Source organism: Burkholderia sp. 9777_1386 (assembly GCF_015712265.1).
GTDB lineage: Bacteria > Pseudomonadota > Gammaproteobacteria > Burkholderiales > Burkholderiaceae > Burkholderia > Burkholderia cenocepacia.
Genome location: NZ_JACCQB010000006.1, coordinates 106,404 through 122,418, shown reverse-complemented (window position 1 = coordinate 122,418; position 16,015 = coordinate 106,404). Strand labels below are relative to the sequence as shown.

The 16,015-nt window shown below is 68.9% G+C and carries 11 protein-coding genes and 1 pseudogene; 4 read left to right on the top strand and 8 right to left on the bottom strand.

From position 1 onward, the window contains the following. Nucleotides 1-8 precede the first annotated feature (8 nt). Complete coding sequence (locus H0X91_RS07555) at nt 9-1,676, top strand: Na+/H+ antiporter (RefSeq protein ID WP_043204969.1); 1,668 nt, start codon at nt 9-11, stop codon at nt 1,674-1,676. A gap of 92 nt (nt 1,677-1,768) precedes the next feature. On the opposite strand, the gene H0X91_RS07550 is transcribed toward H0X91_RS07555, so the two are convergent. Together H0X91_RS07550 and H0X91_RS07545 are read right to left on the bottom strand one after the other, a co-directional pair. Then, nucleotides 1,769-5,341: an indolepyruvate ferredoxin oxidoreductase family protein gene (locus tag H0X91_RS07550; RefSeq protein ID WP_060263669.1), complete on the bottom strand. Its 3,573-nt coding sequence runs from the start codon at nt 5,339-5,341 to the stop codon at nt 1,769-1,771. Between the two features lie 1,725 nt (nt 5,342-7,066). Then, nucleotides 7,067-7,624, bottom strand: coding sequence for a DapH/DapD/GlmU-related protein (locus tag H0X91_RS07545; RefSeq protein ID WP_048984858.1), 558 nt, complete (start codon nt 7,622-7,624; stop codon nt 7,067-7,069). Between the two features lie 360 nt (nt 7,625-7,984). Here H0X91_RS07545 and H0X91_RS07540 point away from each other — a divergent pair, with 360 nt between their 5' ends. Next, the gene (locus tag H0X91_RS07540) at nt 7,985-8,599 is read left to right on the top strand and encodes a glutathione S-transferase family protein (RefSeq protein ID WP_006484065.1); all 615 of its coding nucleotides are present in this window, start codon (nt 7,985-7,987) and stop codon (nt 8,597-8,599) included. A gap of 32 nt (nt 8,600-8,631) precedes the next feature. Here the strand turns inward: H0X91_RS07540 and H0X91_RS07535 are convergent, their stop codons facing one another. Both H0X91_RS07535 and H0X91_RS07530 read right to left on the bottom strand, forming a co-directional pair. Beyond that, entirely contained in the window at nt 8,632-9,600 is a 969-nt protein-coding gene (locus H0X91_RS07535) for an ion channel (protein ID WP_006484077.1), read from the bottom strand. A gap of 165 nt (nt 9,601-9,765) precedes the next feature. Then, the gene (locus H0X91_RS07530) at nt 9,766-10,785 is read right to left on the bottom strand and encodes a sulfate ABC transporter substrate-binding protein (RefSeq protein ID WP_006484066.1); all 1,020 of its coding nucleotides are present in this window, start codon (nt 10,783-10,785) and stop codon (nt 9,766-9,768) included. A 451-nt stretch (nt 10,786-11,236) separates the two neighbouring features. Between H0X91_RS07530 and dapA the strand changes: the two genes are divergently transcribed. Then, a complete protein-coding gene (gene dapA / locus H0X91_RS07525; protein WP_034201295.1) occupies nt 11,237-12,130 on the top strand; it encodes a 4-hydroxy-tetrahydrodipicolinate synthase in 894 nt (297 codons plus the stop codon). Nucleotides 12,131-12,186: 56 nt separating this feature from the next. On the opposite strand, the pseudogene H0X91_RS07520 reads toward dapA, so the two are convergent. From H0X91_RS07520 to H0X91_RS07510, 3 genes and pseudogenes are all read right to left on the bottom strand, one after another. Continuing rightward, nucleotides 12,187-12,566: pseudogene (locus H0X91_RS07520) on the bottom strand (type II toxin-antitoxin system VapC family toxin). Continuing rightward, complete coding sequence (locus H0X91_RS07515) at nt 12,566-12,775, bottom strand: hypothetical protein (protein ID WP_006484075.1); 210 nt, start codon at nt 12,773-12,775, stop codon at nt 12,566-12,568. The pseudogene H0X91_RS07520 and the gene H0X91_RS07515 overlap by 1 nt, the downstream one beginning before the upstream one ends. 114 nt (nt 12,776-12,889) lie before the next feature. Continuing rightward, on the bottom strand, nt 12,890-13,942 hold the full coding sequence (locus tag H0X91_RS07510) for a LysR substrate-binding domain-containing protein (protein ID WP_006495456.1): 1,053 nt from the start codon (nt 13,940-13,942) through the stop codon (nt 12,890-12,892). Nucleotides 13,943-14,048: 106 nt separating this feature from the next. Here H0X91_RS07510 and H0X91_RS07505 point away from each other — a divergent pair, with 106 nt between their 5' ends. Further along, nucleotides 14,049-15,320: an MFS transporter gene (locus tag H0X91_RS07505; protein WP_058901860.1), complete on the top strand. Its 1,272-nt coding sequence runs from the start codon at nt 14,049-14,051 to the stop codon at nt 15,318-15,320. 56 nt (nt 15,321-15,376) lie between these two features. On the opposite strand, the gene H0X91_RS07500 is transcribed toward H0X91_RS07505, so the two are convergent. Further along, complete coding sequence (locus H0X91_RS07500; RefSeq protein WP_006493377.1) at nt 15,377-16,015, bottom strand: glutathione S-transferase family protein; 639 nt, start codon at nt 16,013-16,015, stop codon at nt 15,377-15,379.

The following is a 16,015-nucleotide window of genomic DNA, read 5'->3' as shown; positions in this document are numbered from 1 at the left end:
CCGTATCGATGGAAATCGTCTTCACCGTCCTCATTCTGCTGCTGACCGTCGCGCTGTCCGGCGCCGTCACGCGCCTCCTGCCGTTGCAACTGCCGCTGCCGCTGATGCAGATCGCGTTCGGCGCGATGCTCGCGTGGCCGAAGCTGAACCTGCACGTCACGTTCGATCCCGAGATCTTCATGCTGCTGTTCATTCCGCCGCTGCTGTTCGCGGACGGCTGGCGGATTCCGAAACGCGAGCTATACCTGCAGCGCCGCGCGATCCTGATGCTCGCGTTCGGGCTCGTGTTCATGACGGTACTCGCAGTGGGCTACTTCGCCCACTGGCTGATTCCCGAGTTACCGCTGCCGATCGCGTTCGCGCTCGCGGCCGTGCTGTCGCCGACCGATGCGGTCGCGCTGTCGGGCATCGCCGGCAAGGGTCGCATCCCGCCGCAACTGATGCACATCCTCGAAGGCGAGGCGCTGATGAACGACGCGTCGGGCCTCGTCGCGCTGAAGTTCGCGATCGCGGCCGCGCTGACCGGCGTGTTCTCGCTGCGCGCCGCGTCGGTCACGTTCGTGATCGTCGCGGCCGGCGGGCTCGCGACGGGCGCGATCGTGTCCTGGCTGTTCAGCGCGCTGTCGACACGCTTCCTGAACGCCGAACAGGAAGGCGACCCGGCGCCCGGCATCGTGATGACGCTGCTGGTGCCGTTCGCGGCCTACCTGTTCGCCGAGCACCTCGACCTGTCGGGCGTGCTCGCGGCCGTGTCGGCCGGGATGATGATGAATTACACGAGCTTCTCGCGCAAAAGCACCGTCGCGTCGCGCGTGCGCGCCGAAAGCACGTGGGCGATGATCGAGTTCGTGTTCAACGGCATGGTGTTCATCATGCTCGGGCTGCAGTTGCCGCACATCATCGGCCGCGCGCTCGTCGACGCGCACCATACGAGCGACGCGCTGGTCGGCCGCATGATCTTCAACGTGTGCGCGATGATGCTCGCGCTGTATGCGATCCGCTTCCTGTGGGTATGGCTGCTGCGCTGGTTCGCGAGCCGCCGCGCCGCGCGCCAGGGCCTCGCCGGCACGATGGCCGGCGTGCGCACGATCGCAGTGATGACGGTCGGCGGCGTGCGCGGCGCGGTCACGCTCGCCGGCGTGCTGTCGATCCCGGTCGCGCTGTCCGACGGCGCGCCGCTGCCCGGCCGCGACACCGCGATCTTCATCGCGTCGGCCGTGATCCTCGGCTCGCTGATCGTCGCGGTGATCGGCCTGCCGCTGCTGCTGCGCGGCGTGCGCTCGTCGCGCAACCCGCTCGGCGACGAGGAGCGCACCGCGCGCTCGGCCGCCGCGCAGGCCGCGATCCGCGCGATCGATTCGTCGCACGACGCGATTTCGGCCGATCTCGACGAATCGGGCGCGGCGCGCTGCGCGGACATCTCCGCACGCGTGATGGACCAGTATCGCCGCCGGCTCGCCGCGCTGGCCGAGGACGGCCCCACGCCGCGCGCGGAAGCGAAGCAGGCCGAAACGATGGAGCTGCAGATGCGGATCGCGGCCGTGCGCGCGGAGCGCTCGGCGCTGTACCGGCTGCGCAGCGACAGCAAGATTTCCGACGAGACGCTGACGAAGCTGATTCGCGAGATCGACCTGTCGGAAACCGCGCTGTCGACGCGCAAGAAAGGCATTCTTTGACGGGCCTGCAACGGCCTGCGCGCGGCAACCGGCGTGCATGAAAAAACGGCGACGCACCCGCGTCGCCGTTTTCGCATCCACTCGCGTTCGCGTTACTTTGCGACGACGACCGGAATCCCCTTCAGCATCCCCGCGCCCTTCATCTCGTCGAGCGCGTGCTGCACGGCCGCGCTCGTCGCCGCGTCGATGCCGAGCTGCAACGCGAGCTCGCGTTCCGCGCGCTTCACGCCGGCCAGGTTGCGCACCTTCACGTGACCGAAGCCGCGCACGCGGGCGTGCAGGTCGGCCAGTTGCGCGACCTGCGTCGCATTGCCGGGGGTCATCGCGGCGAACGCGCGCGTGAGCGTGGTCTCGTAGTCGTCGGCCAGCGCGCGCTCCATCTTGCGCTCGACGGTGCGGCCGAACGGATCGAGCCACGTGCCGCGCAGGCTGCGCACGCGCGCCAGTAGGCCGAGCACCGGCCACATCCACTGGCCGAACACGCGCTTCTTCGGCGTGCTGCCGTCGCTGCCGGCCTTCGCGACCGTCGGCGGCGCGAGGTTGAACTTCACGCGGTACGCCTGGCCCGGCACGCCTTCGAACTGCGCTTCGAGCGCGGTGCGGAACGCGTCGTCCGTGTACAGCCGCGCGACTTCGTATTCGTCCTTCACCGCGAGCAGCCGGTAGAACGTCGTCGCGACCGCGCGCGTCAGCGTGTCGTCGCCCTTCGCGCGCGCCGCACTCACCAGCGCCCGGTAGCGCTCGACGTAGCGCGCGCCGCCGTAGGCGTCGAGGCGCGCCTCGCGATCGGCGATCAGTTCGGCGAGCGTCTCCGGCGCGGCATGGACGGCCACCGTATGGCGCGCGTTCCACAACGCATCGAGGCCCGCCGCGTCGCCGGCCGCCATCCGGCCGATCGAGAACGCGAGCTTGTTCATCGGCACCGCGACGTTGTTCAGCTCGATCGCGCGCATCATCGCGGCGAGCGACACCGGCACGAGGCCGAGCTGCCATGCGTAGCCGAGCATCAGGATGTTCGCGCCGATCGAATCGCCGAGGAACTTCGCCGCGAGCGCCTGCGCGTCGCAGCTCGACAGGTAGCCGTCGCCGGCCGCGTGGCGCATCTTCTCGAGCAGTGCGTCCGCATGCAGGTTCGCGTCGGGGTTCTGCACGAACGACGCGTTCGGGATCCGGTGCGTGTTGACGACGATCCGCGAACGCTCGTGACGCACCGTCTGCAGCGCCTCGGCGCTCGCGCCGACCACCATGTCGCATGCGAGCAGCACGTCGGCCTGCTGCGTGTCGATGCGCACCTGGTTCAGCCAGCGGTCGCTCGACGCGATCCGCACGAACGACAGCACCGAGCCGCCCTTCTGCGCGAAGCCCATGAAGTCGAGCACCGACGCGCTCTTGCCTTCGAGATGCGCGGCCATGCTGATCAGCGCGCCGACCGTCACGACGCCGGTGCCGCCCACGCCCGTCACGAGCATGTCGAACGGCGCGGCATCCAGATGCGTCGCCGGCACCGGCAGCGCGTCGACGCGCGCGGCGAGCGCCGCTTCGTCGAACGCGGCGCCGGCGGCCTTCTTCAACGCCGCGCCTTCGACCGTCACGAAGCTCGGGCAGAAGCCGTTCACGCACGAATAGTCCTTGTTGCACGACGACTGGTCGATGCGGCGCTTGCGGCCGAGCGGCGTCTCGAGCGGCTCGACCGACAGGCAGTTCGACTGCACGCCGCAGTCGCCGCAGCCTTCGCAGACCGCGTCGTTGATGAACAGGCGCTTGTCCGGGTCGGGGAATTCGCCTTTCTTGCGGCGGCGGCGCTTCTCCGCCGCGCAGGTCTGGTCGTAGATCAGCACGGTGACGCCCGGCGTCTCGCGCAATTCGCGCTGCACCGCATCGAGTTCGCTGCGGTGATGGAACGTCGTGCCCGTCGGGAACTGCCCGTGATGGCCGTCGTACTTCTCCGGTTCGTCGGACACCACGACGAAGCGCGACACGCCTTCCGCCTCGACCTGCCGCGCGATCTGCGGCACCGAGATGCTGCCGTCGACCGGCTGGCCGCCCGTCATCGCGACCGCGTCGTTGTAGAGGATCTTGTACGTGATGTTCGCTTTCGCGGCGACCGCCTGGCGGATCGCGAGGATGCCCGAGTGGAAGTAGGTGCCGTCGCCGAGGTTCTGGAACACGTGCTTCGTGTTCGTGAACATCGCGTGTGCGGCCCAGTCGACGCCCTCGCCGCCCATCTGGATCAGGCCCGTCGTGTCGCGCTCCATCCACGACGCCATGAAGTGGCAGCCGATGCCGGCCTGCGCGATCGAGCCTTCGGGCACCTTCGTCGACGTGTTGTGCGGGCAACCCGAGCAGAAGTACGGCGTGCGCTTCACCGCGTCGGCCTCGTTCGACAGGATCTGCGGCGCGACGAGATCGACGACGCGCTCGCGGCGGTCGAGCGCCGGCTTGTGCCGCGCGAGCCAGTCGGCGAACACCGGCAGGATGCGCGACGGGCGCAGCTCGCCCAGCTCCGACAGCAGGCACCCGCCGGCCGCGTCGTGCTTGCCGAGCACGCGCGGGCGCGCGCCTTCGGTGCGGTTGTACAGGTAGTCCTTGATCTGCTGCTCGATGACCGGACCCTTCTCCTCGATCACCAGCACTTCGGCCAGCCCGTCGACGAAGGTCTCGAGCCGCGTCATTTCGAGCGGATACGACAGGCCGACCTTGTAGATCCGCACGCCGGCCGCGTCGAGATCGGCGACCGTCAGGTCGAGGCGGCGCAGCGCCTCCATCAGGTCGAGGTGCGCCTTGCCGCAGGTGACGATGCCGACGTTCGCGTGGGTGCTCGGCGCGATCCATTTGTCGATGCTGTTGGCGCGCGCGAAATGGCGGACCGCGTCGAGCTTCGCGGCGAGGCGCGCCTCGATCGTGAGGCTCGGCAGGTCGGGCCAGCGGTTGTGCAGGCCGCCCGCCGGCGGCGTGAAGCCGGCCGGCGCCGGCCAGCGCGTCTGCAACGCATCGAGGTCGACGGTGGAGCCCGACTCGACCGTTTCCGAGATCGCCTTGAAGCCGACCCACGCGCCCGAGTAGCGCGACAGCGCCCAGCCGTACAGGCCGAATTCGAGCATGTCGGCGATGTTCGACGGGTTCACGACCGGCATGTGCCACGCCATCATCGCGAAGTCGCTCTGGTGCGGCATCGACGACGACACGCAGCCATGGTCGTCGCCCGCGACGACCAGCACGCCGCCGTGCGGCGACGAACCGTACGCGTTGCCGTGCTTCAGCGCGTCGCCCGCGCGATCGACGCCCGGGCCCTTGCCGTACCACATCGCATACACGCCCTCGACCGTGCGCTCGGGGTCGGCCTCGACCCGCTGCGTGCCGAGCACGGCCGTGCCGCCGAGTTCCTCGTTGATCGCCGGCAGGAAGCGCACGCCGCTGGTGTCGAGCAGTTTCTTCGCCTTCCACAGCTGCTGGTCGACCATGCCGAGCGGCGAGCCGCGATAGCCGCTGACGAAACCGGCCGTGTTGAGCCCCTGTTCGGTGTCGACCGTGCGCTGCATCAGCAGCAGGCGAATCAGCGCCTGCGTGCCGGTCAGGAAGATCCGGCCGCGCGTCGCGGTCAGGTTGTCGGTCAGGCGGTAGTCGGACAGGGCAGGCGTGCCGTCGACGGGCAGGCGGGCGGTCATGAGGGGATGTCTCCGGATTGTGCTGTTCTGGGCCGTGCGCGGCGGAGCGTCGGATGACGCGCGGGTGCCGGCAGCGAATGGCTCTATTTTTTCGCGCGCCGGCGAGAATGTTTTTTCTCATCTTGCGCGGACCGGCCCGTGGCGAGAAAAACTGCGCAGCTTTTTGCCGTGATTTGAGAGAGTTTTCGCGCGGGTGGCGGGAGCGTGACGGGCGGCGCGTCAGGGCGGTCGAGTGGTTCGGCAGAAAAGCCGGTGCGTGCCGCAACGCTCGCCGCCAGCCGGGTGGAGGGCGCTCGAACCCCGAGCGGCAAGGGTTTCGGCGGCATCGGGACGTCACGCTCACCGTCGAAATGCACAGCGTTCCGATTGGTCGGTGGCGGCGGATGTCCACAACGACGCGTCCTTCGGCCGGTCGGGCAAGCGCGCTCACCGTTCGATTGCACAGCGTTTCGAGTGGCGTCGGGGGCGGGATGTCCACCTCCGGAATCGGCATGCAGGGCGCTCGGAGGCCGACGCTCACCGTTGAAATTCACAGCGCGGCGAGTCGGTTTGTGGGCGGATATCCACATTGGAGCCCGCGCATTTCGTCGCTCGGCTGCTCGCCCTCACCGGTCGGATACACAGGCGCGCGAGTACGTCCGTCCGGCGGACGGTCGCGCCGGAATACGCCGGTCGAGGGACTATCGCTTCACCCTCACCGTTGAAATACACAGGACTTCGAGTGGTTGCCGCGACAGTTTTCCACGCCCGGACCAGCGTTGCGCGCCGGCCTGGCGCGCACCCTCACCGTCGAAAAACACAGCGCTTCGAGTGGTCCCGGGAACCGGATATCCACATGGACGAATGTGCCTGGATCGACGGAGGATGCACGCGTCGAAACCCATCGGCGACCGGCAATCCGTACCGGAAGCAGCACCGCGCCCGACGAAGCGCCGATGCTCACCGTCGAAAGTCACAGTGGCGAGAGTCGTTTCGGCGGCCGGATATCCACACGGGAATGCGTAGACGCCTCGCTCGCAACCTCGCGTCCAAGGGTGACACGGACGGTGCTTCGCGTGGCTTCATCGGTCGAGCTGCCGCTTCTTCGCGCGCTGCGCGCAGATCAAGGGTCCAGATTCACCGTTGGGTTACACGATGCGTCGAGTCCCGCGAACAGGCGAAGACGCGCACCGAAACCCGCATGTTGCGAACCACGCGCCGGCGCTCACCGTTAGAATGCACAGCCCTTCGATTGGGGCCGGAGCCGGATGCATACGTCCCCGGGCACGTATGCGGCAGTCACGCGCTCGCGACAGTCGGCTAGAATGCGCGGCGCGCCGAACCGCGGCAAACGGCGCGAAACCCGCGCCGGTGCAGGCGCCCCGCGTGATCGGGCGCGACACTCACCATCGAATTTCACAGCATTTCGCTTCGTCTTGCCGCGAGTTGTCCACAACCTGCGTCATCTATCGCGCCGCATCCGGTCACCCTCACCTGTGAAAACCACAGCGCGCCGAGTCGTTTCGCGGCGCGGATATCCACAACCCGTACGCGACCGGATTTTCATCCGCCGTTCGGCGGAGGCGTGGTTGGACGAAAGCAGCGGAAAGCCCGGAGGGCTTGTCCGGGCGGCCTCGGCGGCACGCTCACCATTCAGATGCACAGCGTTTCGAGTGGCTGGGGCGACGGGTTGTCCACATTCGTTCGACGACGCCTCACCGCACCGGCACGCGCGCCCGGACGACGTTATTCGGCAATCGACCGGATGACCTTCGCCGGATTGCCGCCGACCAGCGTATTCGGCGGCACGTCCCGGGTGACGACGGCCGCGGCCGCGACGACCGCGTTCTCGCCGATCGTCACGCCGCCGATGATCGTCGCGCCCGCGCCGATCCACACGTTGCGTTCGATCACGATCGGCTTCGCGACCACGCCATCGCGCCGCCGCGAAGGTTCGACCGGATGACCGGACGTGATCAGGCTGACGTTCGGGCCGATCATCACGTCGTCGCCGATCTCGAGTCCGCCCAGATCGTAGAACGTGCAGTTCTGGTTGACGAACACGTTGCGCCCGAGCTTCATGCCGGTGCCGCCGGTCGCATGGAACGGCGGGATCAGCACGAAGCCGTCGTCGACCTGCGTGCCGATCAGTTCACCGAACAATGCGCGCACGTCGGCCGCATCGTCGAACGTCAGGCGGTTGAGCCGCGCGGTGATCGCCATCGCCCGTCTGACCTCGGCCACCATGGCCGCCGATTCGGGCGTTCTGCGCGGAACGAACGTGGTGCGATCGTCGTTTGTCATGCGTGATGTGTCTCCTCGTTGTTGCGGCGGTACGTGGCGCATTTCCGGTCGCAGCCGGACGATCGCGTTGCAGTATGCGCGGGTACGGCGGAATGCGGCCGGGCGCATCGTAACGATGCGGATTTGCGTTGAGACCTCTCTATTTTTATAACTAGTTTATGAATAACTAGTCATTCATTGAACTCCCGGCGCCTAAGGCTTCACGAGGCATTTCGCCCGGTTCAACCGTGCTCCCGCGCACCGAATCAGGCACACGCAACCGACCGGCGCCCTGGCCGGGTTCCTCTGTCCGAACCTCCCGCGCTCGGGTACGCTTGAGCATCCACCGGATCGACAGCAGCACCCAAACGCGGAGGCGCGATGAAGCTCTACTACTGGCCGAAGACCCGGGCATTCCGGGCGCTGTGGATGCTCGAGGAACTCGGTGTGGTGTACGAACTCGTGCCGATCGACCTGCGCTCGCACGAGCAGGGCAGCGATGCGTTCGTGCAAGTCAACCCGATGGCCAAGCTGCCCGCGCTCGACGACGGCAGCGCGCCGTTCGCCGAATCGGGCGCCGTGCTGCTCTATCTCGCCGACCGTTGCCCGGGCGCCGGGCTCGGCGTCGCGCCCGACGATCCGCTGCGCGGCCGTTTCCTTCAGTGGATGTTCTTCACACCGACCTGTCTCGAACCGGCGATGGCCGAGAAATTCACCGGCGCGTCCGGCAATCCGGTCGCGTTCGGCTGGGGCAACATCGCGCGCGTGCAGCGCGCGCTCGCGCAAGCGCTCGCCCACAGCCGCTGGCTCGTCGGCGACCGCTTCACCGCGGCCGACCTGCTGCTGGCCAGCACGCTGAAGATCGCGTTCGACGCACATCTGCTGCCGCACGAAGGCGTGCTCGGCGACTACGTCGCGCGCGCCGAGGACCGCGACGCGTTCCGCCGCGCGGTCGCGATCGAACAGCGCGAAGCGGCGCGTCTGCTGCACGCGTGACGCCCGAACGGGCGGCGCCCCGCCGCCCTCGATCACGCCTGCGCCGCGGGCCCCGGCGACGACGCGTCCGCGTCGATCACCACGCCCGGCGAACCACGCTCGTCCGTGTCGACGTCGATCGGCACGACTTCGTGAAAATGCGTGTAATCGATGTGCGTGATGCCGTCCTCGTCGTGCATCAGGTCGACATAGCGGTGGCGCCAGCGGATCTCGCCATGCGCCCACGCATGACGCGCCTGCATGACCTGCGCGGTAGTCTCGTCCGAGCCCTCGATCGTGATCAGCAATTGCGCGTCGCGCGCGGCGAGCGATTCGGGCGTCTCGCCGAACAGCGCGCTCGACTCGTCGATCACGTGCATCAGGTTCCAGCCGAGCAGGAAGATCGGATGCTCGCTGCGCACGAGCGGCAGGTCGTGAATCTTGCGCAGCGAGTAGCCCTCGTGCGTGCCTTCGACGCGCATCAGCCGCAGTTTCGCCTGCGCCTCGGCAATCACGTTCTGGCGGGCATTCGCGGCGCGCACCATCAGCGTCATCCGGCCGTTCAGCGGCCGCACGATCGCGTAGCGCGCGAACAGGATCTTCGCCTGCGGCCGCGAAAACCGCGCGAACACGAGCCCGGTGGCCAGCGCGATGCCCGACATCCCGACGAAGATCTCGAACGTCGCGACGAGGTGCGCATAGACCGTCTGCGGATGCATGTCGCCGTAGCCGACGGTCGCGAGCGTCTCGACGCTGAAGAAGAACGCGCCGCCGAAGCCCGCCGGCGACTGGTTCGCGATCGGCGCATGGCCGAGCAGATAGAGCGTCGCGAAGCCGCCGTTGAGCAGCAGGAACAGCACCGCAAGCGACAGGAAGAACACCGGCCAGCTCACCGTCAGCGCGCGATGGTAGAAGTCGCGCCAGCCGAGCGGCGGCATCCCGTACGCGATCACCGGGCGGGTGCCCGACCAGATCTTGCGGCCACGGCCGCGGGAGGCTGGGGAGGACGAATCGACGTTCATCGCGCGGCGCCGGTTGCAGGGAGGCGATGAGCGTAGCACGCGCGGCGGCGGCCGGGAATGCGGGCCGGCTCGGAACGGAAATCCGCCGCGCAGGCACAAAAAAAGCCGGCCGCGGGAGCGGCCGGCTGCGTCGTCATGCGAGCGCGCGCGTCGTGCGCGCCGCGCTCACTTCCGGTCGACGATCACCTGGTCGAACGTGCCGCCGTCGGCGAAATGGGTCTTCTGCGCGTTCGCCCAGCTGCCGAAGACCTGCTCGACGCTGAACGTCTTCAGCGCCTTGAACTCGGCCGCATGCTTCTTCAGCACGGCCGCGTCGCGCGGGCGCAGATGGTGCTGCGCGATGATCTCCTGCGCTTCCGGCGTGTACAGGTAATCCAGATACGCCTGCGCGACCTTGCGCGTGCCTTTCTTGTCGACCACCTTGTCGACGACGGCGACGGGCGGCTCCGCGAGGATGCTCGCCGACGGATACACCGCGTCGAATTGCGCGCCCGATGCGCCCGTGTCCATCAGCGCGACCTCGTTCTCGAACGTGACGAGCACGTCGCCGATGCCGCGCTGCGTGAACGTCGTCGTCGCGCCGCGGCCGCCCGAATCGAGCACCGGCACGTTGCGGAAGATCGCCTTCTCGAAGTCGAGCGCCTGCTGGTCGGTCGCGCCCTTCTGCTTCTGGAAGCCCCATGCGGCGAGATACGCATAGCGGCCGTTGCCCGACGTCTTCGGGTTCGCGATGATCACCTGGACGCCCGGCTTCGCGAGATCGCTCCAGTCCTTGATCGCCTTCGGGTTGCCCTTGCGCACGAGGAACACCATCGTCGTCGAGTACGGCGAGCTGTTGTCCGGGAAGCGTGCGCGCCAGTCCTTCGGCAGCAACTGGCCGCGCTCGGCGAGCAGGTCGATGTCGTTCGGCTGGTTCATCGTCACGACGTCGGCCTGCAGCCCCTGCAGCACCGACAGCGCCTGTGCGCTCGATGCGCCGTGCGACTGCTTGATCGTGACCGTCTCGCCGGTCTTCTGCTTGTAGGCGGCGGCAAAGCTCGCGTTGATGTCCTTGTACAGCTCGCGCGTCACGTCGTACGACACGTTCAGGATCGACGTGTCCGCGTGCGCGGCCGTCGCCGCCACGACCAGCGCCGCCGCCGCGCCCGTGTGCAGCCAGCGGCCGATCCCCTTGATGCTTGCCATCGTGATATGCCCCGTTTCCAGTGGTGGTGAATGTGCGTGACCGCACGCGTACGCGCTGTCATCGAAACGTAAGCGGGCATTCTAGCGGCCGGGCGCGGCGCGCTTTCCAATCAGTCGTGGAAAGCAAATCTCGAATCCTGCTAAGCGGCGGCCGGGGCTCGCGCGCGCCGCCGCTCCGGTGTTAAGATCGCCGCTCAGCCCATTCACGGTTCATCCATGTCCGCTACCCTGCGCTCGCCCTCGATCCTCGCCGCCGTCGCGGCAGGTGCGCGCGCGGCCGGGCTGAAACTGAAAAAACGACTCCTCGACTGACGGGGGCGTCGCGTCCCGTCAGGCGAATGCCGGACGGGATGCCCGCAGGTCGTTTCATTCTCCTTGCACGCACGCCTCGCTCCGGCACACCGCCGGCGGAACGGTTCCTTCCCACTCCGTTTCCACCCTGAGGTTTTGCATGAACACACGTTTCGAAGGTATCTGGCTGCCGATCATCACGCCGTTCCACCACGGCGAGGTCGACCATGCGGCGCTCGCGCGGCTTGCGCGCCACTATGCGGCCACGGGCATCGCGGGTTTCGTCGCGGGTGCGACGACCGGCGAAGGCGTGCTGCTCGACGCGCGCGAACAGGACGCGGTGTTCGCGACGCTGCGCGACGCGGCACCCGGGCTGCCGATCGTCGTCGGGCTGACCGCGAGCGCGACGCATTTCGCGGCCGCCCGCGCACGGGAACTCGCGGCGCTGCGCCCGGACGGGCTGCTCGTCACGCCGCCCGTCTACGTGCGGCCGACCCAGGACGGCATCCGCCGCCATGTCGAGGCGATCGTCGACGCGGCCGACCTGCCGGTGCTCGTCTACAACATCCCGTACCGCACCGGCGTGAACGTCGAACTGGACACGCTGCAGGCGCTCGCCCGCGATCCGCGCGTCGCGGGCATCAAGGAATGCGGCGGCACGCTCGACCGGATGAGCCGGCTGGTGCACGACACGCCGCTCGCGATCCTGTCCGGCGACGACAACCAGAACTTCGCGGCGATGTGCGCGGGCGCGCACGGCGCGATCGCGAGCAGCGCGCACGTGCTGCCCGACTGGCATGTGCGGATTCACGCATGGCTGCGCGACGGGCGGCTCGCCGATGCGCGGCGCCTGTCGGTCGCGCTGCAGCCGCTCGTCGCGGCGCTGTTCGCGGAACCGAACCCGGCGCCGGTGAAGGCCGTGCTCGCCGCGCAAGGGTGGTGCGAGGACGGATTGCGGCTGCCGTTCGTGCCGGCGAGCGAAGGGTTGCGAGCGCGGTTGGACGCGCTTTGCGCGGCGCTCGAAGCAATCGAGCCGGACGTCGCCACGGCATAGGCCGCTAAACCACGCATGGCGCTGGCGGCAGATGAATCCCGCCCCGACGGATTATTTCAAACTGTCAAAACCAGGGACCGGTCATACCGAGCCAGATGCGCGTCGGCCGTCACAAGCCGAAGGGGTTCATGTCGCGCCTGCGCGACCAGCAATCAATCGAAAGGATCGCGATGGTGATGAGGCAAATCGCGCACCGCGGCTCCATGTACGCGCGAACCGGTAACTCGCGAATCCCGCTTGCGCTGATTGCGCGGATCAGCTCGCCAACGTCGATGTCGAGCTTCCCAAGGCCGGCCTTGATGGCGGCCTCCCAGATGCTCGCGCTGCTGACGAAGCGTTCGTCAGCAGCCGAGATCAGTCTGCGCGCACGCGTGCTGAGCCTCGGATCGTTGGTCGCGATCCACAGGAAGATGTGCGTATCGAGCAACAGGCGCATCACCGTCCTTCGAAAGCATCCAGCAGATAATCGGGCAGCGGCGCATCGAAGTCGTCCGCGATCCGGACCTGTCCCTGCAGGACCCCGAACCGAACGGGTAGCGAGGCAGGCGCGGACTGATCGGCGGGTTCCCCGTCACTGCGGATCGAACCATCCGTCCGATGCGCAGGATCGATCGCGCCGGCACCGGGAACATTCGCTTTTTGCATGATGACCTCCGTTTCAGATGATCATCACTGTAGTCAGGTTCGCCCGATCGATCCATTCGGCCAATCGGCAGAGGGGCTGTCGGATAACCGGCAGTGACCATCGCGAATGTGTCGTCAGGCCGCCAACGCCGCGCCTTCCGCCCCCGTCGCCCCCCGCACCGCCTGCGTCACGATCCGCGCAAGCCGGTCGACCGTCGGCGTCGCCGACGACGTGCGCCGCAGCAGGATCAGCGGCAGGCCAGGCAGCGCCGGCAGCCCGCACGACGCCGCATCGAGCACGCGCACCGACGCGGGCAGCCCGTAATGCGAGCGCACCGTCAGCCCGAGGCCGGCCGCCGCGGCCGCCCATAGCCCGGCCAGGCTCGGCGTCGTGAACGCGACGCGCCACGGCACCCCCGCGCGGTCGAGCGCATCGGTCGCCGCGCCGAAGAACCGGCACGGCCGGTCGAACACGACGAGCGGCAACGGCTCGCCCGTCGCGTGCACGGCGCGACCGCCGGTTTCGTCGACACGGCCCGTCACGCCGGCATCCCCGCCGCCATCCGGCACACCGACACCACCACCCGCCGCCGCGCCGATCCATTGCATCGGCACCTGCGCGATCGCTTCGCTGTCGATCCCCGCCCGCGACACGAGCGCCGCCGACGCCGGATCGCCCCACACGAGCGCCAGATCGAGCTGGTTCGCGTCGAGCCGGTCGAGCAGATCGGCGTTGCGCGCCACGCGCGCCTCGATCTTCACTTTCGGATGCGCACGCGCGAACCGCCCGAGCACGTCGGGCAGGATCGCTTCGCCGAAATCCTCCTGCAACCCGACGCGCACCCAGCCGTCGAGATTCACGCCACGCACGGCCGCGGCCGCTTCGTCGTTCAGCTCGATCATCCGCCGCGCGTAGTGCAGCATCGCGTTGCCGGCGTCGGTCAGCGCGAGCCCGCGTCCGGCCTTCACGAACAACGGCGTGCCGGCCTGCTCCTCGAGCTTGCGGATCTGCGCGCTCACCGCCGACGACGAGCGCGCGACGCGGTCGGCCGCCTTCGCGAAACTGCCGAGATCCACGCCCGCGACGAGGCTGCGCAGCGCCGCGACATCGAAGTTGGGCCGCGCCAGCGCGGCATCGGCCCCCGCGAGCGGCTCGCCGCCGTCGCGCGGCAGGTCTTGTCCTGGCATTTCAACCATCCTGTTTCATCGAACGATTCATCAAAAACTTTCCGATTTTCAGGATGAATGTAGGCCGCCAGACTGTGGACGTCAACTTCGAACCGGGCCTGCCGTCATGGACACTTCGTGCATCGTTTCTCCTGCTTCGCCAGCCCGCGACGTGCGCGGGCCGGCCCATCGCTGGCGCGTGCTGGCCGCCGGCGTCGCCGCGAACATGAGTTTTTCGGCCGCCGCGGCCGGCATTCCGACCACGGCCGTGTGGATGCGCTCGGCCTATCACCTCGACAACGGCGCGCTCGGCCTCGTGCTCGGCGCGCTCGGCTTCGGCGTCGCGCTGTCCGAGCTGCCGTGGGGCATCGCCGCCGACCGCTTCGGCGACCGCCGCGTGCTGCTGACCGGGCTCGTCGCGACGGCCGCGATGCTCGCGCTGATGGTGGGCACGGTCGTCCCGACCGCGCACGCGGCGCCGCCGCTGATGCGGGTCGTCGCGGCCATGTGCTGCGTCGGCCTGCTCGGCGGCAGCGTCAACGGCTCGAGCGGACGCGCGGTGATGCGCTGGTTCGGCGAGCGCGAACGCGGGCTCGCGATGAGCATCCGCCAGACGGCCGTGCCGCTCGGCGGCGGCCTCGGCGCGGCGCTGCTGCCGTCGCTCGCGTCGCATGCCGGCTTCGCCGCGGTGTTCGGGGCGCTGATGCTGCTGTGTGCGGGATCGGCCGCACTCACCTGGCGCTGGCTGCACGAACCGCCTGCCGAGCCGGCCGCGGCGCCCGTCGCGACGCGCCGCATCGCCCAACGGCCACCGACCGCCGGCCACGCGCGCAACCCGCTCGCGAGCGGCCCCGTGTGGCGCATCGTGCTCGGCATCGGCCTGCTGTGCGCGCCGCAATTCGCGGTGCTCACGTTCGCGACGGTGTTCCTGCACGACTTCGGCCGGCTCGGCCTGGTCGGCATCAGCGCGGCGATGGTCGCGCTGCAGCTCGGCGCGATGGTGATGCGGGTGTGGAGCGGCCGCCATACCGACCGGCACGGCAATCGACGCGCGTACCTGCGCGGCTCCGTGTTCGTCGCGGCCGGGTCGTTCACGCTGCTCGCGGCGGCGACGGCCGGCAGCCCGCATGTGCCGCTCGCCGCGATCGTCGCGATTCTCGTGTTCGCCGGCATCTGCGTGTCGGCGTGGCATGGCGTCGCGTACACGGAGCTCGCGACGCTCGCGGGCGCGAACCACGCGGGCACCGCGCTCGGGATGGCGAACACGATCGTCTACCTCGGACTGTTCGCGACGCCGCTCGCGATTCCGCCGCTGCTCGCCGCGAGTTCGTGGAGCGTGGTGTGGCTCGCGGCCGCGCTGGTCGCGGGCGCGACCTATCCGCTGTTCGCGGCGAAATAACCGCCGCCCGTTTCACTCGGACGTCGCGGCAAGGACCCGCGACGCCCGCTCCCCCGTCAGGCCGCCTCGCGCGCCAGCGCGCGCCGCGCGGCCGGCCGTTCGGCCTCGCGCTGCGCATGAGCGGTCCATGCGGGATGCCGCGTCATGTCGAGCCCGATCGCGACGCCCCACCGATACAGCACGAGCAGGAACGGATCGACGATCGAATGCGCGCCCGGCTCGGCCCACGTGCGCCCGTCGGCCAGCAGGGCTTCGATCGACGCGTTCGCGGCCTCGATCGTGCCGCGCCCATGCGCGCTGATCGCGCCGTGCAGCGCCGGATCGTCGATGAAGCGCCCCGGCCGCCACAGCGCGCCATACCCGACGCCGTGCACCCAGCCGACCAGCCACGCGAGCCATTCGTGGCAGCGCGCCTCGCGCAGCGGATCGTCGAGCGGCAGCAGTTGCGCGTCCGGATAGCGGCGCGCGAGATACGTGAGGATCGCCGGCGTTTCGGTCAGCACGCGCGGCTCGCCCGGAATCGCGAGCACGGGCACGCGCGCCTTCGGGTTGATCGCGAGATAGCGCGCTTCGAGGTTCTGCTGTTCGCGCACGGACACGATTTCGACGTCGAACGGCGCGCCGGTTTCCTCCAGCGCGATGTGGGCGGCAAGCGAGCAGGCGCCCGGCGAAAGGTAGAGACGATAGGCGTTCAT

Excerpts from the sequence above, each read along its gene's own strand:
- H0X91_RS07500 (WP_006493377.1), bottom strand. The coding sequence starts at position 16,015 with ATGAACGCCTATCGTCTCTACCTTTCGCCGGGCGCCTGCTCGCTTGCC.
- H0X91_RS07530 (WP_006484066.1), bottom strand. The coding sequence starts at position 10,785 with ATGGCAAGCATCAAGGGGATCGGCCGCTGGCTGCACACGGGCGCGGCG.
- H0X91_RS07515 (WP_006484075.1), bottom strand. The coding sequence starts at position 12,775 with ATGCAAAAAGCGAATGTTCCCGGTGCCGGCGCGATCGATCCTGCGCAT.
- H0X91_RS07535 (WP_006484077.1), bottom strand. The coding sequence starts at position 9,600 with ATGAACGTCGATTCGTCCTCCCCAGCCTCCCGCGGCCGTGGCCGCAAG.
- H0X91_RS07505 (WP_058901860.1), top strand. The coding sequence starts at position 14,049 with ATGGACACTTCGTGCATCGTTTCTCCTGCTTCGCCAGCCCGCGACGTG.
- H0X91_RS07555 (WP_043204969.1), top strand. The coding sequence starts at position 9 with ATGGAAATCGTCTTCACCGTCCTCATTCTGCTGCTGACCGTCGCGCTG.
- dapA (WP_034201295.1), top strand. The coding sequence starts at position 11,237 with ATGAACACACGTTTCGAAGGTATCTGGCTGCCGATCATCACGCCGTTC.
- H0X91_RS07545 (WP_048984858.1), bottom strand. The coding sequence starts at position 7,624 with ATGACAAACGACGATCGCACCACGTTCGTTCCGCGCAGAACGCCCGAA.
- H0X91_RS07540 (WP_006484065.1), top strand. The coding sequence starts at position 7,985 with ATGAAGCTCTACTACTGGCCGAAGACCCGGGCATTCCGGGCGCTGTGG.
- H0X91_RS07550 (WP_060263669.1), bottom strand. The coding sequence starts at position 5,341 with ATGACCGCCCGCCTGCCCGTCGACGGCACGCCTGCCCTGTCCGACTAC.
- H0X91_RS07510 (WP_006495456.1), bottom strand. The coding sequence starts at position 13,942 with ATGCCAGGACAAGACCTGCCGCGCGACGGCGGCGAGCCGCTCGCGGGG.